Origin of the sequence: Vreelandella nanhaiensis (assembly GCF_003990185.1) — a bacterium.
Lineage (GTDB): Bacteria > Pseudomonadota > Gammaproteobacteria > Pseudomonadales > Halomonadaceae > Vreelandella > Vreelandella nanhaiensis.
The window spans coordinates 283,482-307,559 of the sequence record NZ_RZHF01000004.1; the positions used below are offsets into that span (position 1 = coordinate 283,482).

Annotated in this window: 24 protein-coding genes; 15 read left to right on the forward strand and 9 right to left on the reverse strand. The window is 54.2% G+C overall.

Translation table 11 applies throughout. The annotated features are described in order from the left end of the window. Positions 1-55 precede the first annotated feature (55 nt). Complete coding sequence (locus tag ELY38_RS01670; RefSeq protein ID WP_127059784.1) at positions 56-808, reverse strand: potassium channel family protein; 753 nt, start codon at positions 806-808, stop codon at positions 56-58. A gap of 281 nt (positions 809-1,089) precedes the next feature. Further along, positions 1,090-2,595 carry a glycerol kinase GlpK gene (glpK, locus tag ELY38_RS01675; RefSeq protein WP_127059785.1) on the reverse strand — a complete coding sequence of 502 codons (1,506 nt, stop codon included), beginning with the start codon at positions 2,593-2,595 and terminating at the stop codon, positions 1,090-1,092. 814 nt (positions 2,596-3,409) lie between these two features. Between glpK and ELY38_RS01680 the strand changes: the two genes are divergently transcribed. Both ELY38_RS01680 and ELY38_RS01685 read left to right on the forward strand, forming a co-directional pair. Beyond that, entirely contained in the window at positions 3,410-3,838 is a 429-nt protein-coding gene (locus tag ELY38_RS01680) for a DUF2231 domain-containing protein (protein WP_127059786.1), read from the forward strand. Positions 3,839-3,873: 35 nt separating this feature from the next. Continuing rightward, positions 3,874-5,235, forward strand: coding sequence for a PQQ-dependent sugar dehydrogenase (locus ELY38_RS01685; protein WP_422822308.1), 1,362 nt, complete (start codon positions 3,874-3,876; stop codon positions 5,233-5,235). Positions 5,236-5,326: 91 nt separating this feature from the next. Here the strand turns inward: ELY38_RS01685 and ELY38_RS01690 are convergent, their stop codons facing one another. Further along, on the reverse strand, positions 5,327-6,349 hold the full coding sequence (locus tag ELY38_RS01690; protein WP_127059788.1) for an SO_0444 family Cu/Zn efflux transporter: 1,023 nt from the start codon (positions 6,347-6,349) through the stop codon (positions 5,327-5,329). Between the two features lie 71 nt (positions 6,350-6,420). Between ELY38_RS01690 and ELY38_RS01695 the strand changes: the two genes are divergently transcribed. The 4 genes from ELY38_RS01695 (at position 6,421) to ELY38_RS01710 (ending at position 10,402) form a co-directional block, all read left to right on the forward strand. Then, entirely contained in the window at positions 6,421-6,864 is a 444-nt protein-coding gene (locus ELY38_RS01695) for a MerR family transcriptional regulator (RefSeq protein ID WP_127059789.1), read from the forward strand. A 109-nt stretch (positions 6,865-6,973) separates the two neighbouring features. Beyond that, entirely contained in the window at positions 6,974-7,486 is a 513-nt protein-coding gene (locus ELY38_RS01700; protein ID WP_127059790.1) for a hypothetical protein, read from the forward strand. A gap of 323 nt (positions 7,487-7,809) precedes the next feature. Continuing rightward, positions 7,810-10,014: a ferric-rhodotorulic acid/ferric-coprogen receptor FhuE gene (gene fhuE, locus ELY38_RS01705; RefSeq protein ID WP_246009046.1), complete on the forward strand. Its 2,205-nt coding sequence runs from the start codon at positions 7,810-7,812 to the stop codon at positions 10,012-10,014. Positions 10,015-10,186: 172 nt separating this feature from the next. Then, positions 10,187-10,402 carry a hypervirulence associated TUDOR domain-containing protein gene (locus tag ELY38_RS01710; RefSeq protein WP_126950504.1) on the forward strand — a complete coding sequence of 72 codons (216 nt, stop codon included), beginning with the start codon at positions 10,187-10,189 and terminating at the stop codon, positions 10,400-10,402. 109 nt (positions 10,403-10,511) lie between these two features. Here the strand turns inward: ELY38_RS01710 and ELY38_RS01715 are convergent, their stop codons facing one another. Next, complete coding sequence (locus ELY38_RS01715; RefSeq protein ID WP_127059792.1) at positions 10,512-11,309, reverse strand: PhzF family phenazine biosynthesis protein; 798 nt, start codon at positions 11,307-11,309, stop codon at positions 10,512-10,514. A 74-nt stretch (positions 11,310-11,383) separates the two neighbouring features. Further along, positions 11,384-12,583: a Bcr/CflA family efflux MFS transporter gene (locus ELY38_RS01720; protein ID WP_127059793.1), complete on the reverse strand. Its 1,200-nt coding sequence runs from the start codon at positions 12,581-12,583 to the stop codon at positions 11,384-11,386. 216 nt (positions 12,584-12,799) lie between these two features. Here ELY38_RS01720 and ELY38_RS01725 point away from each other — a divergent pair, with 216 nt between their 5' ends. Genes ELY38_RS01725 through ELY38_RS01740 form a run of 4 tightly spaced genes read left to right on the forward strand, consistent with a single transcriptional unit; the run spans position 12,800 to position 14,985 of the window. Beyond that, positions 12,800-13,309 (forward strand): cupin domain-containing protein, encoded by a 510-nt coding sequence (locus ELY38_RS01725; protein WP_127059794.1) that lies wholly within the window; start codon positions 12,800-12,802, stop codon positions 13,307-13,309. A 51-nt stretch (positions 13,310-13,360) separates the two neighbouring features. Then, complete coding sequence (locus ELY38_RS01730; RefSeq protein ID WP_127059795.1) at positions 13,361-13,993, forward strand: TetR/AcrR family transcriptional regulator; 633 nt, start codon at positions 13,361-13,363, stop codon at positions 13,991-13,993. Beyond that, positions 13,990-14,667: a type 1 glutamine amidotransferase domain-containing protein gene (locus ELY38_RS01735; protein ID WP_127059796.1), complete on the forward strand. Its 678-nt coding sequence runs from the start codon at positions 13,990-13,992 to the stop codon at positions 14,665-14,667. The genes ELY38_RS01730 and ELY38_RS01735 overlap by 4 nt, the downstream gene beginning before the upstream one ends. A gap of 21 nt (positions 14,668-14,688) precedes the next feature. Continuing rightward, positions 14,689-14,985 carry a DUF1330 domain-containing protein gene (locus ELY38_RS01740; protein ID WP_018917975.1) on the forward strand — a complete coding sequence of 99 codons (297 nt, stop codon included), beginning with the start codon at positions 14,689-14,691 and terminating at the stop codon, positions 14,983-14,985. A gap of 39 nt (positions 14,986-15,024) precedes the next feature. On the opposite strand, the gene ELY38_RS01745 is transcribed toward ELY38_RS01740, so the two are convergent. Further along, a complete protein-coding gene (locus ELY38_RS01745) occupies positions 15,025-16,017 on the reverse strand; it encodes a virulence RhuM family protein/type II toxin-antitoxin system death-on-curing family toxin (RefSeq protein ID WP_127059797.1) in 993 nt (330 codons plus the stop codon). Between the two features lie 281 nt (positions 16,018-16,298). Beyond that, on the reverse strand, positions 16,299-17,108 hold the full coding sequence (locus tag ELY38_RS01750) for a sulfite exporter TauE/SafE family protein (protein WP_127059798.1): 810 nt from the start codon (positions 17,106-17,108) through the stop codon (positions 16,299-16,301). A gap of 107 nt (positions 17,109-17,215) precedes the next feature. On the opposite strand from ELY38_RS01750, the gene ELY38_RS01755 reads away from it, so the two are divergent. From ELY38_RS01755 to ELY38_RS01770, 3 genes are all read left to right on the forward strand, one after another. Beyond that, positions 17,216-18,001 carry an AraC family transcriptional regulator gene (locus ELY38_RS01755; RefSeq protein ID WP_127059799.1) on the forward strand — a complete coding sequence of 262 codons (786 nt, stop codon included), beginning with the start codon at positions 17,216-17,218 and terminating at the stop codon, positions 17,999-18,001. 196 nt (positions 18,002-18,197) lie between these two features. Further along, entirely contained in the window at positions 18,198-18,515 is a 318-nt protein-coding gene (locus tag ELY38_RS19300; RefSeq protein WP_246009047.1) for a hypothetical protein, read from the forward strand. A gap of 133 nt (positions 18,516-18,648) precedes the next feature. After that, positions 18,649-19,902, forward strand: a complete 1,254-nt coding sequence (locus ELY38_RS01770; protein ID WP_127059800.1) for a cytochrome P450 — start codon at positions 18,649-18,651, stop codon at positions 19,900-19,902. Positions 19,903-20,387: 485 nt separating this feature from the next. On the opposite strand, the gene ELY38_RS01775 is transcribed toward ELY38_RS01770, so the two are convergent. Both ELY38_RS01775 and ELY38_RS01780 read right to left on the reverse strand, forming a co-directional pair. Continuing rightward, positions 20,388-21,500, reverse strand: a complete 1,113-nt coding sequence (locus tag ELY38_RS01775; RefSeq protein ID WP_127059801.1) for a Fic family protein — start codon at positions 21,498-21,500, stop codon at positions 20,388-20,390. Between the two features lie 32 nt (positions 21,501-21,532). Beyond that, positions 21,533-22,765 carry an MFS transporter gene (locus ELY38_RS01780; RefSeq protein ID WP_222845098.1) on the reverse strand — a complete coding sequence of 411 codons (1,233 nt, stop codon included), beginning with the start codon at positions 22,763-22,765 and terminating at the stop codon, positions 21,533-21,535. A 174-nt stretch (positions 22,766-22,939) separates the two neighbouring features. On the opposite strand from ELY38_RS01780, the gene ELY38_RS01785 reads away from it, so the two are divergent. Continuing rightward, positions 22,940-23,557 (forward strand): TetR/AcrR family transcriptional regulator, encoded by a 618-nt coding sequence (locus tag ELY38_RS01785; RefSeq protein ID WP_127059802.1) that lies wholly within the window; start codon positions 22,940-22,942, stop codon positions 23,555-23,557. Positions 23,558-23,694: 137 nt separating this feature from the next. Next, complete coding sequence (locus ELY38_RS01790; RefSeq protein ID WP_127059803.1) at positions 23,695-24,003, forward strand: hypothetical protein; 309 nt, start codon at positions 23,695-23,697, stop codon at positions 24,001-24,003. Positions 24,004-24,078: the final 75 nt, after the last annotated feature.

Sequence of the window (24,078 nt, forward strand, 5' to 3'; positions counted from 1 at the left end):
TAAGGTTTCTGGGATAAAGTATCCAGTCATTCTGGCCTAGCGCCCTATATTCACCTTACGAGCCATGCTTATTTTGCAGCGCATCGCTAAACGCGGCGGCTAGTATTCCCGTGGGCATAGCGATAATCCCGATACCCGCGACCGCGGTTATACCTGCAAAAAACTTACCCAGTGCCGTGATAGGAGTGACATCGCCATAGCCTACTGTGGTCAGGGTAGCAATGCTCCACCATAGCGCACGCGGTACGCTACCAAAGGCTTCCGGTTGCGCGGCGGCCTCCACCACGTAAAGGCAGCAGGATGAAAACAGTAGCAGCAGCCCCGCCACCCCTGCACTTAGCAATAACTCATGGGTACGTGATTTAAGGGCGCTCGCCAAGGCCGACCACGCTTGACTAAACCGGCCCAATCGCGCTAGGCGCAATATGCGCGCCAAACGCAGAAGCCGCAGTAGAAAGGCATTGTTATGGGTCATAAAGCCCAGGAAGAAAGGCAGAATGGCGAGCAAATCCACCAGCGCCCAAAACGAGAAAATATAGCGAAGACGCCCTATAACACCGCGGTAGCGCGGGTCTTCTCCTATTGCATACAGCCGCAGCAGATACTCAACCGTAAACATACCGACAAACACGGCCTCCAGCGCGGTAAATAGCCCTGGCGCCATCGCACGAAGCGTCGGCTCGATTTCCAGTATGGCGGTAAGGGAGGCAAGCAGAATTAACAGGCAAATAAGCTGGTTGAGTTTCGACAATCCCTTCTCATGCCAGGCTTCAGGTGCTAGCTGATGATAGAGTTTGGCTTTATTCATGCCCTCGCTCCAGCGGGCGCTGGTTGATGCAAATCATTCGACGTACTGCCCAGTGGCATAAATATTCAGACGCGTATTCCCTTGGCCTCTCAGGGTCTGAGCTTTTAATGGTTATAACTACTTTATTATTAACTCAATCCAAGTAAACCCGAAGGCGTAATCTATTGTAAAGAAAAAGGCATGGCTCTTTGTAGGTCATTATCAATGCGGTACGGATGCCTTTAACGCAAAGCCCCGGCCTGGCCGGGGCTTGTAAAGCACATGAGTTTTCAGCACCAAGCTTAGGACTCTACGTGAAACGCCATGGTAGCGTTAACGGCTTTTTTCCAGCCGGCATAGAGTTCATCGCGCTTTGCGTCTTTCATCTGTGGTGTAAAGCGCCGCTCTAACGCCCACTGCTCGACGATTTCATCACGTGATTTCCAAAACCCCACGGCAAGCCCAGCGAGATAAGCCGCACCCAGTGCGGTGGTCTCATTAACCTCGCAGCGCAGTACGTCTACCCCCAGTATGTCGGCCTGGAACTGGGCGAGAAAATCATTGGAGATCGCCCCGCCATCGGTACGCAGCTCGGTCAGCGCAATGTCGGCATCCGCCTGCATGGCTTTGAGCACATCGGCGCTTTGATACGCAAGCGATTCCACCGCCGCGCGCACAAAATGCTCTTTTTGGGTACCCCGTGAGAGCCCAAACATGGCGCCGCGCACGTTGGAGTTCCAGTAGGGTGCCCCCAGGCCGGTAAAGGCAGGCACCATATAAACGCCGTTATTATCTTTAGCGCGCGTGGCGTAAGCTTCTGAGTCGGACGCCTTGCCTAGCATTCTCAGGCCATCACGCAGCCACTGAATCACCGAACCCGCCACAAACACGCTGCCTTCCAGAGCGTATTCCAGCGTGCCATCCACTTCCCATGCTACGGTGGTGATAAGGCCGTTTTTAGAAGGCGTGGCATGGGTGCCCGTATTCATTAGCGTAAAACAGCCAGTGCCATAGGTATTTTTTGCCATGCCCGGTTTGAAGCAGGCCTGACCGAATAGCGCGGCGTTCTGATCACCGGCGATACCCGCAATCGGCACCTCCTGGCCCATCAGGAATTTAGGCAGTACGTTGCCGTATACTTCACTGCTGGATTTAATCTTGGGTAGCATCGATCCCGGCACACCAAACAGCGCCAGTAGCTCCGGGTCCCACTCACGGTTATGGATATTAAACAGCATCGTGCGCGATGCATTACTGACATCGGTCGCATGCACAGCACCGCCGGTCAGGTTCCACACCAGCCATGAATCGATGGTGCCAAACAGTAGATCGCCCTTTTCCGCTTTCTCCTTGACGCCCGCCACGTTCTCGAATAGCCACTTCAATTTGGTAGCGGAAAAGTAAGCATCAATGACCAAGCCCGTTTTATCGCGAATCATGTCGGCGTGACCCGCTTCACGCAGTTCATCACAGATCTCGGCAGAGTGACGCGACTGCCAGACGATGGCGTTATGCACAGCCTGCCCGGTATGTTTGTCCCATACCACGGTGGTTTCACGCTGATTGGTAATACCGATGGAGGCAATTTCGGCAACATCAACGCCGCTGTTATTAATCACCTCGGTCAAGGTGGTCAGCACGCTGGTCATGATCTCGCGAGGGCAATGCTCGACCCAGCCTGGGCGCGTAAAAATCTGTTCAAACTCGTGCTGCGCTACGCTGACTATCCGGCCTTCATGGTCAAATAGCATCGCCCGTGAGCTGGTGGTGCCTTGATCAATAGCGAGAATATAGTTTTTCTGACTCATGAAATGCCTCTCAAGCGCTAGCCTTAAATGATTGTTTTAAAAACAAAAACTGCATAATTATTTAATAAACGTAGACAGTAAGCCCGGCAAGGACGCCGCCGGTAACGGGCCCTAAAATCGGTACCCAGGTACAGGACCAGTTACTCGCCCCCGTTATGCTTGATGGGGAGTAGCGTGTGAACAATACGCGGCCCCAAACGCGCAGAAAACCGTTAGCCCCCAGCCAAAAAAGATAACCATACCATCGCTACCTTTACCGTTGGTTTTGTTCAACAGCACATTAGCCACTACCCTGCACCCTAACAGCGTTAATACGGCTGTACTGGCTATTTCGTGTAGAAAGACTGTTTCAAGCATTGCCGCTCAGCTACCCCGTTTGGCCAGCTTGTCACTCTTTAAAGCAACCAGATGTTCTTTTTTGAAAATATCGTTTTCTTTTTGGCATCCTATAGTGAGTATTTAAAAAAACAATACGAAAAAACAAAACCTTCTAAATATCCAAAATAACCTAATAATTTATAAATATTTTATTAATAACTAGACATTAGCTTAAGGCATGTATATCAATTAAAAAATCACTAGCCCGATCACACAAAGCTCTAGAATTGTCAAATAACGAACATTTCGTTTTACTGCCGTGACCAGGCTCCCTTCTTTAACGATATTTTTATTAGCGCAAAAGCTCAGTAATTATTGGGTTAGCAAAACGTGACCTATACTCAGGTTGACAGCGCTTGAGCTGGCCACCCTAAGCCCGTATCGAAAGCGGGCCTGCCCACGTTTTATGGGGTCACTTATCAAGGAGGAACGCTCTATGTCGAGGCCTGCACCGACGACCTATCTAAGCGGCATCCACCCGCTTCATGCCCTATTACTTGCGAGCACTTTTCCACTTTTTCTTGGCGCTACGCTAAGCGATTACGCTTACTCGAAAAACTTTCATATCCAGTGGAGCACGTTTTCTTCCTGGTTAATTGCCGGAGGGCTTGTTTTTGCAGGCCTGGCTTTTCTATGTGCAATTATCGGCCTCTTTCGTGCCGACCATCGCCGCGGACTTGTCTTGGTCTATCCATTGCTCTTGCTGGTCACCTGGATACTCGGCTTTATCAATGCGCTAGTTCATGCCCGTGATGCCTGGGCCATGATGCCCACCGGCCTTATTCTTTCGATCATCGTTACCGTACTGACAGTCGCGGCGATTTGGATCGGTTTTTCCCGCCCCACCGTCGGAGCAAAGCCATGAAGTTTTCGCACGTTTGCTACCTCACTCCTTTGTCCATGCTACTGTTTGCCGGTGGCGCCAGCGCCCAGCAACTCTATGGCCCTAACCCGGACCTTCCAGAACCCCAGCGTGGGCTTTTACCTGAGATGACGGTTCCCGAACCCGCCGAATGGGGCGACCAGCTACCCACGGTGCCCGAAGGCTATACCATCACCAGAATTGCTTCTGATCTCAAGGTGCCCCGGCAAACCATCATGCTGCCCAACGGCGACATTCTTGTAGCCGAAGGCAGGGGCGGCAATGCGCCTGCATTAAAACCCAAGGATGTGATTGCCGGTTATATCAAGGATCAGGGTAATACCGCTGTGGAAAGCGGCGACCGTTTAACCCTGCTGCGCGATGAAAATGGTGACGGCAACTACGAACAGATGATCTTCGCGGAAGACCTGAACGCGCCTTACGGGCTGGCTCTGGTAGATAACAACCTCTATGTGGCCAACCAGGATGCGTTAGTGCGCTTTGATTATGAAGAAGGCCAGACAGAAGCCAGCGGGCCACCTGAAGTCATTGCGCAATTACCCTCGGAGATTAATCATCACTGGACCAAGGCGATGACCGCCAGCGCCGATGGCCAATATCTTTACGTGGGTATCGGCTCTAACAGTAATATTACCGAGCGCGGTATGGAGGCCGAAGTTAATCGCGCCGAAGTGTGGGAAATCGACGCCGAAACGGGCGCCCACCGGCCCTATGCTACAGGCCTGCGCAACCCCACTGCCCTGGCCATCCATCCGGAAACGGATCAGCTTTGGGCAGTGGTGAACGAGCGTGATGAGCTGGGCCCGGACTTGGTGCCTGACTATCTCACCTCCGTTCAGGAAGGCGGCTTTTACGGCTGGCCCTATAGCTACTGGGGGCAGCATGTCGACCCGCGCGTGAAACCGGAAGACCCTGAAAAGGTGGAATCCGCCATTGCGCCCGACTACAGCCTGGGCTCCCACGTGGCACCGCTTGGCTTGGCGTTCTCTACCCCAGCCATGGGTGAGGAGTACGCCGAGGGCGTTTTTGTGGGTGAGCATGGCAGTTGGAACCGTTCGGACCCGGTTGGCTACAAGGTAAGCTTTATCCCCTTCAACAACGGCCAGCTCTCTGACAGCGATCCGATTGATTTTGCCAGCGGGTTTCTTACCGATGATGGTAGAGCACTCGGTCGCCCTGTAGGCGTTACTGTTGATCCGGACGGCGCGCTGATCATCGCCGACGACCTGACCAATGCGATATGGCGGGTTACACCGGATAATCCGCCCGCTCAACAGGCGCCCGAAACAGACACCGCTGAGACAGAAGATCCTGAAACAGAAGCCCCTGAAACAGAAGACCTGGAAACAGACGAATCAGTGACAGAGACCACTGAATAATCCAACCAGTTGTCAGTGTTTCAAGTGGCTGAGGGCCAATCAAGCGCCGGATGGGCATCCCCCACCCGGCGTTTTTACCTACTGAAAATACTTAAAATCCCAGCAGCCTCTTGCGCACTGGTCGAATAGCCACCAGCGCCAGTATGCCAAGCGCCGACCACTCCAGCCAAATAGGCAGCAGCTCCTGCACCTCGCTTGCCTGCTCCACCGGATTCCAGCCTGTCATGCCCAGCATCGTGTCAAACACCCAGCCCACTAGCACGGTCACAGCAAGCACGCTGGCGAGATAGACGACCAGTGCCGGATTGCCCAACTCGCGGCGCAAAATTGCCAGCGTTGCCAAACTGGTAATCGGCCCCGCCAGCAGAAACACCAGCGCCATGCCGGGTGAGATTCCCGCCAACAGCAGTCCGGCGGCCACTGGTGTGGCGGCGGCCGCGCAGATATAAAGCGGAATACCCACTACGGCCATCAGCATCAACGCCAGCAGGCCGCCCGAGTAATAGGCCAGGGTATCGGGTGGCACCAGCGTTACCAGCACCCCGGCCAGCAATAACCCGGCGAACATCCATGCGCTGATATCATCCAGCAGGTCACTGAACGCATAGCGCAGTCCTGCCTTAAGGCCACTGGGTTCGCCAGTGTTTGCATCAGGTGCATGGCAGCCGGATGAGGCGCAACAGCCGCCAGACGTGGCAGGGGCTGGCGTTTTCGTCTCACGGGTAAACCCCACCAGCAGCCCGGTCACAATAGCCGTTACCAGCGCACCTGCGACCCGCACCACCGCCATCAACGGCCCAAGCAGCACGCTGGTCAAAAGAATGGAATCAACCCCCACTCCGGGCGTGCTGATTAAAAATGACGTGGTGGGTCCACGCCCAGCACCGCCACGGTGTAGGGCAATGGCGGTGGGAATTGCGCCACACGAACACAGCGGCAGCGGCATACCAATGACCGCCGCCCGCACAATACTCCCCAGGCCACGCCCGCCCATCCAGCGCTGCAATAAATGTTCCGGCAGCCATGCCTTGATCAACCCGGCAATCACCAGTCCCAACAACAGCCACGGGGCCGCCGTTAGCGCGATTTGCAATAACTCGAAAACCAGCGTCATGTCATCACCTACTTGTCCACGGTGGGAATAGGGACTAGCCTAAACCCTGTAATCGTTACAGGGTCAAGCCAATGAAAAACGCTTATCGGATTGGTGAAGTGGCTACCCGCACTGGCTGCTCACCGGAGAGTATTCGCCATTATGAAAAGCTGGGATTACTGCCTACTCCAAAACGCAGCCAGCAAGGCTACCGGTACTACGATCAAGCGGTGCTAGAGCGCGTGGGTTTTATTCGTCATGGCCGAAGCCTGGGCCTTGATTTACACAGCATTCAGGAATTGCTGGCACTTTCTGACCACCCTGATACCGACTGTGGCGCGGCTGACGACATCGCCACCCGGCATCTTCAGCATCTGGAAGCGCGCATCGCCAAGCTGCAAGCACTAGCCACTGAGCTACGCCAAGTGGTACAGCAGTGCCGGGGCGGCAAAGCCGCCGACTGTCAGATCATTCAAACGCTGTACGACCACACGCTCGACTGCAGTGAACGCGGCTGCGGGCAAATAGAGGCATAGACAAATAGAGGCATAGGTAAATAGCGTCATGGCAAGCTGGACTGAATCCCCTCATTTTCAAGCAGCATCGTCTACGCTGAGGTTAAATCATCGTAAAAAGGAGTAGTACATGATCGAAACAAGGGAAGAACTCGACGAGATCAGAAAGACCTGCCGCACGATGGTAACCAAAAGCTCCAGCCTCTCAGCAGGCGCGGCGGTCATTCCTATCCCTGGGGTGGATATTGGATCGGATGTGTCCATACTGCTAAGGCTCATTCCTAAAATTAACGAGAAATTCGGCTTGACGCCTGAGCAGATTGACAGCCTGGATACTGAATCCAAAATAATGATAATGACGGCCATCTCCAATGTCGGCAGCAAGATGGCAGGAAAATACATCACCAAGAAACTAATCGTGATGCTGCTACAAAAGATGAGCGGCAAGATAGCCGCTAAAAGCGTTACCAAGTACGTGCCTTTCATCGGCAGCGCCGTGGCAGGCAGTATCAGTTTCGCCGCCATGAAATACATGGGCAACAGTCATATTGACGACTGCTATGAAATTGTCTTGGCGGCAATGGAAAACAAGCTACCCGCTACAGAGCCTGCGTTTGAACCCAAGCCATCCGATCTTGAATAGAACAGCGCTTGCCATCTTTCAGCTTACCGCTATGCACTAGCCTAAAAAGTTAGCCATTAACGCCGCTCAACCGTTTAACTTTTAAGCGGAGGGGCGGCAAGCAATTATACGGCTATCCATGCCTGACGAAGGCAGGCTAATCGTTACTTATAAACGGGTCTTCAATCACATAAGTGACTATTTCATCATTCATGACCGCCCTAATCATTAATACTAAACATTCTCATATACATTTAAGAATCATTTTTATATGATCCCTTGCTATTCATTTATATAAAACCAGTGAACAAGCGCCGTCACGGCGTGCAAGGGATCCTATGAAAATGTCATCGCTTCATGTCTTGAACACGGCTCGGCGCCCAGTGGCTAAAGCGGCTGTTAGTGATTCTCTTACCTGGCGATATGCCACGCTAACCGCGCTTGTTTCCGCCGCTCTGCTCGTCTCGGGTAACGCCGCGGCACAGACCGCTAATACTGATAGCCCTGAAGCGCTGGGAACCGTCACGGTCACTGGCACTAACCTGTATGAAAATGTTGGATATACGCGGCGCACCACCAGTGCGGGTACCGGTTTAACGCTGAGCCAGAAAGAGCTGCCGCAAGCCATCAGCATTGTTACCGAACAGCGCATACGGGACCAAAACCTGGACTCCATCGAGTCGGTTTTGGGTAACACTACCGGCATTTCAACGCGCAATGTGGATAGTGATCGCGTCAGCTTTTCATCACGTGGCTTTCGCATTAACAGCTTTCAATACGACGGCATACCCACGCTTAATACCGATAACCGCTGGTACTTCGGTGAGGGCCGCTTGAACACTGCGATCTATGATCGGGTCGAAGTTATTCGCGGGGCCAACGGGCTGACTACCGGTTCGGGCAATCCGGGAGCGTCGGTCAATTTCGTGCGTAAACACGCAGACAGCCGCGAACTTACCGGCTCCATTTCCGGCACGGTGGGCAGTTGGGATAAGCGCGGCAGTACCGTTTATGTGACCACGCCGTTAACGGCCTCAGGCGATGTGCGCGCCCGCTTTATCGGCGGTTATGAGGAAGGCGGTGCTCACCTTGACCGTCAGGACAAGCGCCGCACATTTGGCTATGGCGTTATCGATGCCGATGTGACGGACGCCACTACGCTTTCATTGGGCTTTGACTACCAGGATAGCCACACTTCATCACCCACCTGGGGCGGTTTGCCGCTGTGGTTCAGCGACGGTACGCCCACTAACTACTCACGCTCCTTCAGCGTGGCGCCGAACTGGTCCTACTACGACTTCGAGTCCGAGAAGGTCTTTGCGGAGATCAATCACCGCTTCGACAACGACTGGCAGGTTCGAGTAGTGGGTACCCATGAAAAAACCGATATGGATGGCAAGCTGGCCTACCCTTACGTAGAAGCAACGCTACCGGATCGAATGGACGGCAGCGGTGTTACCTTCTTTACCGGATGGAACCGTGGGCATCGTGAAGTCGACTCAGTAGACGTTCAGGCAAGCGGCCCATTTGCACTTTTAGGCCGTGAGCATGAACTGGTCATCGGCGGCAGCTACAGCGACCAAACCAACGACTACGAAAACACCTTCATCCCTGGCTTTGAAGTCGATAACCTCAACAGCTGGGATGGCTCAGCTCCCAACGAAGGCTGGGCTGCCTTCGCTCCGTCTGAAGCATCCAGCACCCGCCAGAAAGCCGTTTATACCGCTTCGCGCTTCTCGCTTGCCGACCCCCTAACGCTGATTGCAGGCGCGCGCTATACCGAATGGGACGGCATGACCCAGCTCCGCCGCCTGGATAGCCAGAGCAAGTACGAAGTCACGCCTTACGGTGGTTTGGTGTTTGATTTCAATGACACCTATTCGGCTTTTGCCAGCTACACCGAGATTTTCGAGCCACAGAACTACCGCGATGTCAGCGGCACCTACCTGGACCCGGTGGTGGGCAAGAACTACGAAGCCGGCTTCAAGGCGGCATGGGTCAACGGTCTGCTTAACGGCTCCTTCTTGGTGTTCCGTATTGAGCAGGACAACGTTGCCGCGGCCCTCCCGATGGCCCCAGGCCAAACCGAAACGTTTTATTCCGCCGCTGAAGGCGTAGTGAGCGAAGGGTTTGAAGTAGAGCTGAGCGGTGCGGTGACCGCTGATCTCGACATGACCGTCGGCTACTCCCACTTCACTGCGAAGACCGATGATGACTCGCTCAACATTAATCAGCCGCGCTCGCTATTCAACCTGTTTGCCAGCTATAACGTGCCGCAAAAAAGTGAGCTGACCGTGGGCGGTGGAGTTAACTGGCAGAGCAGCCTCTTCGCCGGTGATCTGTCTACACCCGCTGGCCTTCCCACCGAATACGAGCAGGGCAGCTACACGCTCGCCAACCTTTTTGGCCGTTACCAGTTCACGCCGGACCTGTCGCTTCAGGTTAACGTCAAGAACCTGTTCGACGAGAAGTATTACAGCAACGTGGGTGGCTACGGCGTTTATGGCGAGCCACGTAGCATCTCTTCGACGCTGCGCTACGCGTTCTAATATGCAGGCGTAAGCGATGGCGCCACGCTGACAAGACCGCCTCGATTCGCTCAGAGAACCCGATCTTCCAAAGCTCCTCTCGAACATACCGGCACGCCTACCAAATGCAAAATTGCGCAAACCCGCAAAACGTACAATTATTGTAAATCACGTGTATCGAAAGAGTTTTGCAATGGCGGACTTTAAACAGCGCGAGTGGGTGAAGTGGAAATGGGGCGAGAACTGGGCCGAGGGCCAGGTGACCCGGAAGTATCAACAAGAGGTAACCCGCAAGCTAAAGGGTAGCGAAGTGACCCGCAAGGGTAGCGAGAAGAACCCCGCGTACCTGATCAAGCAAGAAGATGGCAGCCGAGTGTTGAAACTTCATAGCGAGCTCAAGAAGGCATAGGCAGGGAGGCCAGCTTGCCAGCCAGTCGAGTATCACGGGACTGGACAGCACATAGCTGCCCTCTTCACCACAGCACTTTCAATGCAGTATTCGTTTTACTGATCGTTATTTAACAAGCATCTTCCGGCAGAGAAATAACCCCTTGCAGGTAAGGCGCTACGCGCCCTTTGATCACCACGCGTTCGCCCTCTACCAGGCAGCTCAACTTTCCTTTACGAGCGCCGCCCTGGCGGGCAGTGAGTGAGGGCTTACCCAAACGCTTTGCCCAGTAAGGCGCAAGCGACGTATGCGCCGAACCGGTCACCGGGTCCTCCTCCACGCCCACCTTGGGGCCGAACCAGCGGGAGACAATATCCACATCCTTGCCTTGGGCCGTCACCGCGATACCTCGCCCCGGCAGCGTTTTCAGCCGCTGCATATCCGGCGCAAGCGACTCGATCAGCACCGTGTCATTCACCACCGCCACGATATCGTCGGATATCCAGAGCTCTTCGATCTCGATACCACCAAGTGCAGCGGCGACTTCATCGTGCATATCCAACGATGCCAGCGTTTTGGCCGGGAAATTCATGGCCAGCTCATCGCCTTCGCGGCGCACTGTGAGCACGCCGCTGCGCGTCTCGAAATGCAGGGTATCGGCGCTATAGCCAAGCCGGTTGAAGATCACCCACGCGGCGGCCAGGGTGGCGTGGCCGCACAGGTCTACTTCCACTTTTGGCGTGAACCAGCGCAGATGGTAGCCCGCTCCACCAGCCACGAAGAAGGCGGTTTCTGAGAGGTTGTTCTCAGCGGCAATTGCCTGGAGAGTTACGTCATCCAGCCATGCATCCAGCGGGCACACCGCTGCCGGGTTGCCCTCGAAGGGTCGGGAAGCAAAGGCGTCTACCTGGTAAAGATCGAGTTTCATGGGCTCCACTTTATTAGAAACGAATAGGCAAGGCTGAAAAGCATACGGCGTTTAACCAGCGAGTACGGTCCGACTCAATGCGCCTCGACCGCGGCCCGCCCCTTGATGATCGAGCGTGCGAGCAGCCAGTATGCCACCGAACCACAGGCGGCCATGGCCAGAACGACCGATTCCAGCGTATGCGGCAGCACGGCGGACAGCGCACTTAAGATACCGGCGATACCGAACTGGGCAGCACCCAGAAGGGCGGCGGCCGTGCCTCCGCTGGTAGGAAAGAACTCCAGAAAGCAGGCCTGAATATTCGGCGAGATCGCCCCCACCGTGCCGATGGTCAGCATCATGGCGGCCAGGAAGGCGTAAAGTGACCAGTCCATAAAGGCAGCCATCACCAGTAGGAATATGCCGACCGCCTGACAGCCCGTTGCCAACTGAAGAATGCGAAACGACGGCAGCCTGGAAAGCAGTATCCGATTGAGAATATTGAAGATAAGCATGGCCACAATGTTCGCCGCAAACAGTATCGAAAAGCTCGAGGGCGATTGCTCGAAGTGCCCTTGATAGATGAAGGATGCGTAGGTGATAAACATCATCAGGGTAGAAAAAGAGGCGGCCTGCCAGGCAATGAACGGCAGCGCCGGCTTGGTCGACAGCACCAGCTTGTATCGCGCCAGCAGGCTCATCTGCGGGCTTTTCGCGCGAGATACCTTGCCCTTGCCGGTAAACAATACCCGTACCAGCAGTGGCACCAGCAGCACCGCGTAGGCCGCCAAGGCGAAGAAGATATAGTGCCAGGAGCCAAATGACAGAATCGCGCTGCCCACGCTTGGCGCAATGCCAGGCGCCAGAACCATGATAAAGCCCATCATCGAGAACAGTTTCGCGGCGTCGCGGCCTGACACCCGATCGCGCACCAGCGCTGGTACCGATACCAGCGTCAAACCCGCGCCAATGGCCTGAACCGCCCGCCCGCTAAGCAGTGTATTCAAGGAATCCGCCATACCTATAGCAATGCTTGAGAGCGCAAAAATCGCCAGCCCGCTCATCAGAACCCGCTGGCGTCCGAAACGATCCGAAAGCGCGCCGCCGATCAACTGACCCAGCGCCATCGCGAATACGTATACCGACACGCTCAGCGATACCGCCTGCTGAGAAATACCCAGCGACTCCCCGATGACCGGAAAGGCCGGCAGATACGTATCCATGGAAAACGGGCCCAGCATCATGGTCAATGCCAGGCTCAGTACCACAATGAATGGCGTTTTAGATTGGGTCATGAGAGCTCGCGGTAAGGTGGATTAATGATGGATCACATCATCAATATGATAACGATTGACGCCATTATCAGCCAATGATCGCCGCTTTTAAGACCCGCGTACGCAGCCAGGCGATCATCTGAAGCCCACCGCCAGTCGCTTATCAATTAGCTCGGCTATGCTAAAAACTATTTTGTAAAGACTATGCTGAAAGAGCATCCTAACGAGGAGACCAGAATGTCTACCCCGCAGCCCGAACTACTCCATCTCGATAGCGACGAAACAAGCGGCTATCCCAACTCCCCGCTTCCCGTGCTGATTTACCGCGGGGTTCTGGACCTCAGCAGTGCAGAGGAGCGGGCCGATGCCTTTGAAAGCATGTTCAAGCAGCACGGCTGGCCACCAGCGTGGCGTTACTACTTGTATGACTTTGACCACTTTCACTCCACCGCTCACGAGGCTCTAGGCATTTTTCAGGGCCAAGCCAGGGCTCGATTGGGCGGCCCCAACGGCCGAGAAGTGATGCTTTACGCGGGCGATGTACTGGTACTGCCCGCAGGGGTTGGGCATGCCAGCCTAGAGGCCGACGATGATTTCTGCATGGTAGGCGCCTACCCACCGGGGCAAGACCCGGAGATTGAGCGCGGCGACCCGGCCGAGCTTGCGGCGGCAAAGGCGCGGGTGGCGTCGGTAGCCGTACCAAGCACCGCGCCGGTAGGCGGGCCGCTTAAACCGCTATGGGAATAGACGCCACAACACTGCTAGACGACTGGTCTAGTCAGGCGTAAGCTGTTTGTCATGAACACGACTCCAGTTACCGGCGATGTCCGGCAGCGTATTCTCCATACCGGCCAGCTTATTATCGCTGGCAAAGGGTTCTCGGCGGTGGGCCTTAACGAGGTTCTCAAAGCCGCCGAAGTGCCCAAAGGATCCTTTTATCACTACTTCGGCTCCAAGGAAGCCTTTGGCGAAGCCCTGTTAGAAGACTACTTCACCGGCTACCTCACACAGCTTGAAGAGCGCCTGGGCCAGCCGGGCGTTTCCAATGCCGAACGGCTAGTAGGCTATTGGACAAACTGGCGGGACACCCAGCACCACGGTGACCCGCGCGGTAAATGCCTGGCGGTTAAGCTCGCGGCGGAGGTAAGCGATCTTTCCGAACGCATGCGCCAGGTGCTACAGCGTGGCACCGATCGCATCATCGCCCAGCTGGCCCTGGCAATAGAGGCAGCGGTTGCCGATGGCTCACTGCCCAGCCTTGCCAGTACGCAGAGCAACGCGGCTGAGCTTGCCACCACGCTTTACCAGCTATGGCTGGGTGCCAGCCTGCGGGCCAAGATTACCCGCGACCGGGTACCGCTGGATGTTGCCTTAAAAGCCACCTACGCTCTGTTAAGTCTCTCTCCCTCCCAGGAAAGGAATGGATCATGAAAATTCTCGTTGTAGTGACTTCACACGATAAGCTTGGCGACACCGGCAAAAAAACCGGCTTCTGGCTCGAAGAGCTGGCCGCGCCCTACTATACGTTCAAGGACGCAGGTGCCGAGGTGACCCTAGCCTCCCCCGAAGGCGGCCAGCCGCCGCTGGACCCCAGCAGTAACGCGCCGGACGCCCAAACCGAGGCTACCAACCGATTCCAAGCGGACCTCGACGCGCAGGCGGCGCTGGCCAATACCCATAAGCTTGCCGATATCGACATCGCCGAGTTCGACGCGGTGTTCTATCCCGGTGGCCACGGCCCGCTGTGGGATCTGGCCGAGAGCGCCACTTCCGTTCGTCTGATCGAGGACGCCCTGGCCGCCAACAAGCCGGTCGCCACGGTATGCCATGCCCCCGGCGTGCTGCGCCATGTGAAAGGCAGCGATGGCAAGCCGCTGGTCGCGGGCCGTAAAGTGACGGGCTTCACCAACAGCGAAGAAGAGGCCGTTGGCCTGACCAACGTAGTACCGTTTTTAGTTGAAGATATGCTCAAAGACCTGGGCGGCCAGTACACTAAGGGTGATGATTGGAGCTCCCATGTGGAAGTGGACGGTCTGCTGATTACCGGGCAAAACCCCGGTTCGTCTGAAGCCACCGCCCAAGCGCTGTTAAAGAAGCTTTCCTGATAATTACCCAAGGAGAATGGAATGCCGGCTTATGTTGTACTGACTCGTGAGCGCACTCACGACGCCAAGGAAATGGAGCAATACGCCACCAAGGCCAAAGCCGCCCGCGAAGGCCATGACCCGAAGCCGCTCGCCTTTTATGGTGACTTTGAAGTGATGGAAGGCAGCGATATGGAAGGCGCGGTAATTCTGCGCTTTCCCGATATGGCCGCCGCCCGCGCCTGGTATCAAAGTGACGCCTACCAGGAAGCCCGCAAGCACCGCTTTCAGGGTGCTGACTACCGCGTGTTTATTGTGGACGGGGTTGAAGAGGCTTAAACGACCAAGCCCCCGCCTTTAACGGCGGGGAGTTAACAGCTATCGCAGCAAGATAAAATGCTCGATCAATCGGATCATCAGCGTTTTTTGATCGGGTAGGCTCTCAGCCACTAACAGGGCTAACGCCACCAGCGTATTATCGTTGATGAGTTGCTCGACGGGCCGGGCCAGCAAGGCCGCATTGCGGCGCAGATACCATAGAAACAGAAACGAGCCACAGCGCTTGTTACCATCGGCCAGCGGATGGTTTTTGATCACAAAATAAAGCAGGTGCGCCGCCCGAGTAGCCACATTAGGGTAAAACAGCTCATCACCAAACCCCTGCTCGATAGTAGCAAGGGCTGATGTCAAACCATCACCTCGCACTTGCCCAAACAATTCGGTTGCCTCACCTTTAGCGATTAAGGTTTGCTTTAACTCCCTAATGGCTTTCAGAGCTTCTTCCAACTCCAGCGAATGCATACCGGGCTGCTTGATGTTTAACTCAGCTAATTGCTGCTCATCGTAACCTTGCAGCAAACTCCAAGAGCGAGCGTAATCGCTAATCACGCGGGCTACCGCTTCGCCTTCTGGAGAAACCAGGCCTTGATTGGTCAAGGTACGGCTGAGCAGACTCACCGCCTGCTCAAACTCTATGCCACGCTCGGTTAGGCGGCGTTGGTTTAGGGTATAACCATGAACCAAATGCTCTTTCAGTACCTGAGTAGCCCATTTACGGAACTGCACGCCGCGATGGGACTTTACTCGGTAACCCACTGAAATAATGGCATCTAAGTTATAATGATCTATTTCCCGCTGAACTTGGCGTTTACCCTCTTGGCGAACTATCCGGAATTTCCGGATAGTTCCCTCTTTCTCCAGTTCAGCTTCTGCATACACATTACTAATATGTTCATTCACGGTACGCACATCTTTGCCAAACAGTTCTGCCATCTGCGCCTGGCTTAGCCAAACCGTCTCTTGCTCCAGCGTCACCTCAAGGTGTGCTTGTCCATCTTCGCTGGTGAATATCTGTATTTGCTGGTCATTCATGAGTGTTGCCCCCTAGGTTTAATCAAGCGCCACGCACCTCCAAAACATGCACCTGCCAAACAAGCATCACTCAATGCAGCAATCTTCACCTTTGCACACCAAAGCAAATACTCAAGCGCACCTGTTATAAGAAGTTAAGTAAACCTTAACACAAAAACTGTTTATTCATACAGAAAAGCAAAATAATCTCTGCACAGTAACAGTAAGCACCTAACACCTGCCCCGACTAAAAACGATTTGGCAGCAGCAAACGTGTAGCAATCGTAGGAGCCTGGCTCGATTCAATGCATAAAAACCATTACCACCAGCACCATTGCCAGCAATAGAAGATATACCCTGGCATGAATACGATCAGGGATCCGCCCGATCCAGATCGACGCCAATCGGATGCCGAACCAAGAGCCCACCGCTAATACCAACAAGGCGCGCAGATCTACATAACCTGCATACCAGCCCTCCAACGCTGGGTGGTTCGCCGACAGCAACACATACGTTGCGGTACCACTGACCGCCATGGGCAACGATAATGGGTTGGCCATAGCGGTGGCTGCCGTCATACTCGCGCCTCTACGGCGCATGAGCGGTACGGTCATCACACTGCCACCAACGCCCAACAAGGCGGCCACTGCACCAATGAATGTACCCGTAATGGCTGTTACTGCACGCCCCATAGGACGCACATTACTCCCCGCCTGATGCAGAAAACCAGGCCGCAGAACGGCATCCGTAATAGTGATGCACAAATAGCCAATAAACGCCCAGCGCACCCACTCCCCACTTAACGACACGGCAGCCGCCGCGCCAAGCACAGCGCCCATGGCGATATAACCGACCAACGGACGCACTAAATGCCATTGCACAGTGTGACGCCGATGATGACGCCATGTTGCCAGTGAAGCCGCGAAGACCATTAACGCAGTCGAGGTGGCTACCGCGATATGCATTGCCGCCAGACCCGCCTCGCTATTCGACCCATGGATGGAAATCAGTAAGACATACAGCAATGGAACCACCACAAACCCACCACCGAAACCGAACAACACGGTGGTGACTCCCGCCAACCCGCCACAGAGAAGTAATATGCTATACACCGCCGCTCTCCTGATGAAACGAAACAGCAGACACTGTATGCTGGCGGGGGTTGGCCGACATTCGTCGTTCGGACAATAATCATCGCATTACGGCCAGAATAAAAATTATGCTCAATACTCCCCTATCCGACGTGGATCATGTGGCACGGCCCATTGTGGCCATCGGTACTGACTACAACCCCGGCACACTCCTCGACTTCCATACCCATCGTCGTGTCCAGTTTCTCTATGGCATGACAGGCGTGATGGAAGTCAATACGGATGACGGCACCTGGATGGTGCCGCCTTATAGCGGTGTCTGGCTGCCTGCGGGCAAGCGACATCAGGTGCGCATGAATGGAGTTAGCACTCGAAGCCTGTATATAGAGCCCCACACCGCTCTACGCGCTTCCCGCAATTGTGAAGTGCTGGTCGTAACGCCTCTGTTGCATCATCTGCTGCTGGCTTCCGCCCACCTACCCGCGCTCTATGACGAAAACGGCCGCGACGGCGCCCTTGCCCAATTGCTCCTATACGAACTGCAACAAGCTCAGGCCCTGCCGCTGTTTGCGCCCCTGCCCCATGACCCTCAATTAGCCAGTCTGTGCCGAGATTTTCTCAGCCAGCCGAACATTCACACTCTTCCCGAGGACTGGGCTCGGCAGATGCATCGCAGTCAGCGCACCTTCAATCGCCTATTCCGTCAGCAGACCGGCACGTCCTTTGCCGTATGGCGCCAACAGGCCTGTCTCATGGCAGCTATTCCCAGCCTGCTGTCTGGCAGTTCCGTTACTCGAACCGCGCTGGAACTCGGCTACGACAGCCCAGCCGCTTTTTCTAGTATGTTTCGCAAGGTACTTGGTCAATCTCCCACCGTTTTCGTCCGAGCGGCTACTCGCCAACTGGAAGAGTAACAAGCACGCCTACGGATCAGTTGCTCGGCTAATCCTAGTAGTTAGGTGTATGGCCATTCTTAACAGCCCACTTATATTCTTATTTGTTACTTTTGAATAAAGGAAGTAAATCATGGTGGCTGCCAGTCTTAGCTAGGGGAAACACTGGGAAGTCTTCATTAGAAATGAAGTCTCCAGCGGCCGCTACGGCCCCGCTGTGGGCCTAGCCAAAGACGCCCGCGAAGGCCACGGCCCAGAGCCGCTCGCCTTCTACGGCAACTTTGTGGTGATGGAAGGCAGCGACATGGAAGGCGATGTGATTCTGCGCTTTTCTGAAAGACAGCCCTTTTCTACCGGCTCGGCCAAATCCCGCGTTGTGGTAGCTTTACTCGCCTTGGCCAATGAGCGGTACTTCAAGGTGATCGTAGTATGCCTCGCGGCGAGCCGATTGCCGCTCTGCCTGTGCCAACGCCCTACCCGTTACTGCGCATGTAACGCGCCTACTACCCTTGCCAAAGGAATGGTGGCCCCCTAATCAGCGGTTAGCGTCCTTGGCGGCTACACTTAGATAAGTTTACTTGAGCGCAGTGGTCAGCAAACCCACCACTTTCAGGCAGGTTGATCATTGTCCTTTAACCGCACGAACTCTTGCAAACAGGGAGGTTATAATGAGTAAGCGGACGAATATGCCAGAAGAAAAAGGCCTGGAGCACAGCATTAGTCTAGTGAAAGAAGGCTATCATTTTATTATTAATCGACGCGAGTCGATGCAGTCCAATGTCTTTAAAACCAGGGTACTTGGCCGTAGCGCTTACTGTCTTAGTGGCAGCGAGGCTGCCGAGCTGTTTTACGATGAGTCTAAATTTAAACGAGCTGGGGCGGCTCCGCTACCGGCTAAAAAAACATTGTTCGGCGTGGGCGGGGTCCAGGGGTTAGATGACGAAGCTCACCGGCACCGAAAAGCAATGTTTATGCAGTTATGGACGCGCGAATCGGTGGATAGATTGGGCCAGTTAACTCGTGATTACTATGCCAAGGCGGCAGAAGATTGGGTTCAGCAGGACGAGATCGTTTTATATAACGAAGCCAAAAAGATCCTGACGCAAGTGGTTTGTGACTGGTGCGGGGTTCCATTAGCGGCAGATGAGATTGAGAAACGAACCGATCAGCTTAGTCTTATGTTTGAAAAAGCAGGGGAAGCAGACTTTTCGCATTTTAAAGGTTGGAGTGCCCGTTCAAAAGCAGAAGATTGGATTGAAGATCTCATTAGTCAAGCGCGCGAAGGCAGCTTGCAACTAAATGAAGACACCCCTTTTTATAAGTTTATTTGGCATAAAGACCTAGATGGAAGTTTGCTCGATAAAGAGATAGTGGCCGTAGAGGTGCTTAATTTACTGCGGCCTACCGTGGCAAATGCAGTCTGGATAGCCTTTATAGGCTTGGCGTTACACGATTCTCCGCCAAATTCCGAGCTGACTCACGAGCAACTTGAAAGCTTCTGCCAGGAAATAAGACGTTTTTATCCATTCTTTCCTTTTACGGTGGCGAAGGTTCGGGAAGATTTCACCTGGCAAGGCTATGAATTTGAAAAGGACACGCTCACACTGCTGGACTTGTATGGCACTAACCACCACCCGGAGGAATGGGATAACCCGGACACCTTTATTGGTACCCGTTTTATAGACAGCAAGCAGCGTCCGTTCAGCTTTATTCCTCAGGGTGGCGGGGACTATGACACAGGGCATCGCTGTGCAGGCGAGTGGATGACACTTCTTATTATGCAGGAAACCGTCGATTTCCTAATGAATAAGATTAGTTATCAGTTACCGGAGCAGGATTTGTCTTATAGCCTGAAGGAAATTCCAAGCCTACCTAAAAGTCGGATCCGAATGAGAGACATCCGTTTTAATACGCCGGATTGACTTAACCGCGCAACCTAGTTACCCCAGAAAGGCAGGGAGTATTGATGTTGGCCAATTTGGCTAATAAAGATACTCCCCATTCCCTTCTCACTCTTTTCAAACACGTGAAAAACCTTACTGCCCGGTACTGGTATAAGCATGCGGGTACGGCAGGAAAACCACCTGATTACGGCCGTTTGTCTTCGCCTGGTAGAGCGCCTGATTAGCTCAGCATCGGCTGCCCTTTTTGCAGTGTTAGAGAACCATAGCCCCCTGTTTACTCATATCCAGCGGCTGTTCAAACACGGTTGCCCGCTGCGCTAAGCGCCGCTGACTTTGAAGGGCGTGATGATACGTTAATTCAGCATTGGCAGGCAGTGGCTTTGTTCACGGTGGGGGCAAGGCGGGGCTGGCTCTAGAGTAAGCCTAGTTAAACGAGGGCTAAATATAAGGTTAAAGACTTTCGCCAAGCATGTTTAATCATCGCTCTATCGGCTATTAGGGGTTCATCCAAACAGTACCGCATAACGCGTACTCCGCCCGCCCCCAGGCAGCTTGTAAAGGCAGCCTTTTTCTACCAGCTCGGCCATATCCCGAGTAGCGGTGGCCTTACTCACCTTCGCCAATGCTTGGTACTTACGGGCACTGATACCCTGCGCAAACTCCTCACCCGCGCCATCCAGTAAGCGATTAAGCACTTTAATCTGGCGCTCATTTAGTACGATGGTGGCGTGGTGCTGCCAGAAGTTGGTTTTCGAAAGTACTCGGTCGATGCGCAACAGCGCCTGCTCAAGCGCCTCTCTCAACGTATCCAGAAACCACAATAGCCAAGGCGTAATATCCAGGCTGCCTTTCTGGACGCTCTCAAGATGATCGTAATACGCCTCGCGACGCGCCATGATGGCGGCACTCAACGAATAAAAGCGGATGGACTGTCGCTCGGCCTGTGCCAGCGCTTTATCCGTTACCGCACGCGTCACGCGCCCGTTACCATCATCAAATGGATGAAGCGTAATCAACCAAAGATGGGCGATGCCAGCCCGTATTAAAGGATCAAGCCCTTCAGGCGGATGGTTGAACCAGTTAATAAACGCATCCAGCTCAGTTTCCAACTGCCCACGCGGCGGCGCTTCAAAATGTACCGTGGGGCGATCAATGCGCCCAGATACGACCTGCATGGGATGATCCCCTCGCAGCTTGCCAACCCTTACCCTTCCCAACAAACCAGGACCTTGCACGAACAACAGGGACTGCCAGAAACAGAGTTGTTGGTAGGAAATAGGCTCATCCGGATGGTGAGTTGCTTGCAGCAAAAGCTCGATCAACGCTTCGGATTCCGGCGTGGTTCTGGTGGATACCCCCGCTTGCTCAAGCCCTAAATGACGCGCAACCGAAGAGCGCACGGAGCCAACATCCAGGCGCTCGTCCTCGATCTCGCTGGTTCGAATAGCATTCTGAATGAGCGCATCCATTTCCACGTCTAAATCAGTCTGCTCGGGAGCAGCATCCATTCTGCCCAACGCCCGTCCTTGCAATAGTCTTACGGCATTTAACGTAGGCCGTAGGGCAGATTCATCCCACTTGAAATAAGGCCAATTGTGCTGCTGCCAGATATACATGAGCCGATTATGGTTTATATTCGGCTCATAGGCTAGCAGCCGCTCGAATCAGGTTCTCCCTGGGTTTCTCCATTTCGGGGGCCAGGTTTGAAAGCATGTGAACGCGCCGCCCACGCGACGGTGAATGCGATAACAAGCAAGATCACCAGAGACCAGGGGAAGGCGCCTACACCCCATGAATTAAGAAGCATACCGCCAACGACTCCACCACCAGCAATCGCAGCATTCCATGTCACTACATTCATGGAAAGCGCCACATCGGCACCACTTCCAGCCGTATCGGCCAGCGCGGTTTGCAGCAATGTGGAAGCACCGCCGAAGGTGACGCCCCACACTACAATGCCGATGAAGACGACAACGGGGCTTTGAGTGCTCAAACCAAAGATGAAAGCGGTTATCGCGAATGCTGCAAGGCTTGTCAGTACCGTGACCCGCAAATGGCTGTCCACCAGCTTTCCGGCAATCCAGATGCCGCCAAGCGATGCAGCGCCAAAGGTTAATAGCACCAGATCAATCCGTTCGCCGAGTCCCGCTGCCCCCACAAACGGAGCAATATAGGTGTAGAGAATATTGTGGGCTAGCATCCACGTTACGACCACTGCAAGCACAGGCCGCACGCCCGGCGTCGTAAAGACTTTTCGCAATGGCATACGCTCGCCTGCCGGCTGCCCGGGATAGTCTGGAACTTTGGCCATTACCCATACAACCAGAGAAAGTGTCAACGCGGACATGACCCAGAAAGCGGTACGCCAGCCGGCGACCGAGCCCATGTAGGTTCCAAGAGGCACACCGAGAGCCAAAGCCACGGGGATGCCGACCATCGCCACGGCCATTGCACGCCCTTGTTGATGAGGAGCGACCATACGCCGAGCATAACCAGCGAGAAGACTCCAGGCCAACCCGGCGGCAACACCGGCAAAGAAGCGAGCAACCAGCGTCAGGCCATAGGTACTGGATAGCGCAGTGACCGAGTTAAAAACAAAGAACCCGATAATGGTGAGCAGCAAGACGTTGCGTCGCCGCCAACCGCGCGTAGCAATCGTCAAAGGAATCGCCGCTAACATCGACCCCAGCGCATAAGCCGTCACCATTTGACCCGCCAACGCTTGGCTGATCCCGAGACCCTCACTGATTTGAGGTAATAATCCCGCAGGTAGCGTTTCTGTCACGATGCAGACAAAGCCCGTCATAGCCAAGGCCAGCAGTGCGGACATGGGAAGCTTATCAGTCGTCGCCGATTCCGCCTGAATAGATGAGTAGGCCACAAAAATACCCTTTCGAAGATGAAGTTTAGCGCTGGGCAGCAGACACCCAGAGCATTTTTTCTCACATATGTATCGATCGGTATAAATATGTGGCGCCGGATAGATTATTGTCAAGGACTTTTGTATCGAGTAGTATATAAGTCATCTGTATTTAGTAACGTAATGGAGTTCGAAATGGCACAGATGGGGCGCCCCAGAGTGTTTGATCGACAGCAAGCTATTGAGCAAGCGATGCACCTTTTCTGGGAGCAGGGTTATGAGACAACGTCTCTGAGCCAGCTCAAAACTCAGATAGGCGGCGGCATCTCTGCACCAAGCTTTTATGCTGCTTTCGGATCCAAGGAAGCTTTGTTCAAAGAGGCTGTTCAGTGTTACCTGGAGAGCTATGCCCGCGTGACAGACGGCCTATGGGACGATGAAATACCTCCCAGAGAAGCGGTCGAACTTACGCTACGTCGTTCGGCGAAAATGCAGTGCGAATCGGGGCACCCAAAAGGCTGCATGGTGGCCCTGGGAACCATGAGTGCGCCGAAACCTGAGCATGCGCATGTCGCAAAGCCGCTAGCCGCCTCACGTTCGCGTACTCATGCTGGGTTTGTACGATGCGTTGAGCGTGGAATTGCTATGGGCGAGCTCTCCGAAGAAACCGATGCTCGGGCCATGGGGACAATGTTCAGTAGTTTTCTGCTGGGTGTGTCCATATCAGCGAGAGACGGCATCAAGATATCGGTCTTCAATGCCTCTATTACAGAGCTCATGAAATTGTGGGACGCCGCACGCAATGAGCGGTAGAGACTTTTTCAAATAGAAAGTCTCCCGCACGTTGGCAATTTCCCAGTACACCCAGCCGCTGTTCGATCACCGCTGATACCAACCAAATAATTTTCTGCCGAATTCATGCGCTTTTATATTCGCTAACTGGACACGCTATGCATAACCTATGGATTCCCGTTGTCGCCATTTTCGTCGTGGCTGGCCTGATATTCGGTAGCCAGGCCTATTCCGAGGCCCAGCGTGATGCCCACATCGCCGCGACGATATCTGAACGCCTCGAAAGCCAAGCACCGGCCAAAATCTCCCACTTGACGCGAGTCAACAAGGGCTATGGGGTGTGCGGCGACTATGAGCTTTCAGGCGCCGAGTCCGGTCATTTCTACTACAACAGCAACACCAAGCGACTAGCGTTGGGCACCGATGCCCCGCTGTATCAAGACAACTGCAAAAGCGTTTATAACTAATCTCTTAGAACCTGTTCACGATTTGTTAAGCAGTAAAGTGATTGCGTTCGATGCTGCGCGGATTGTTGAGCAGAT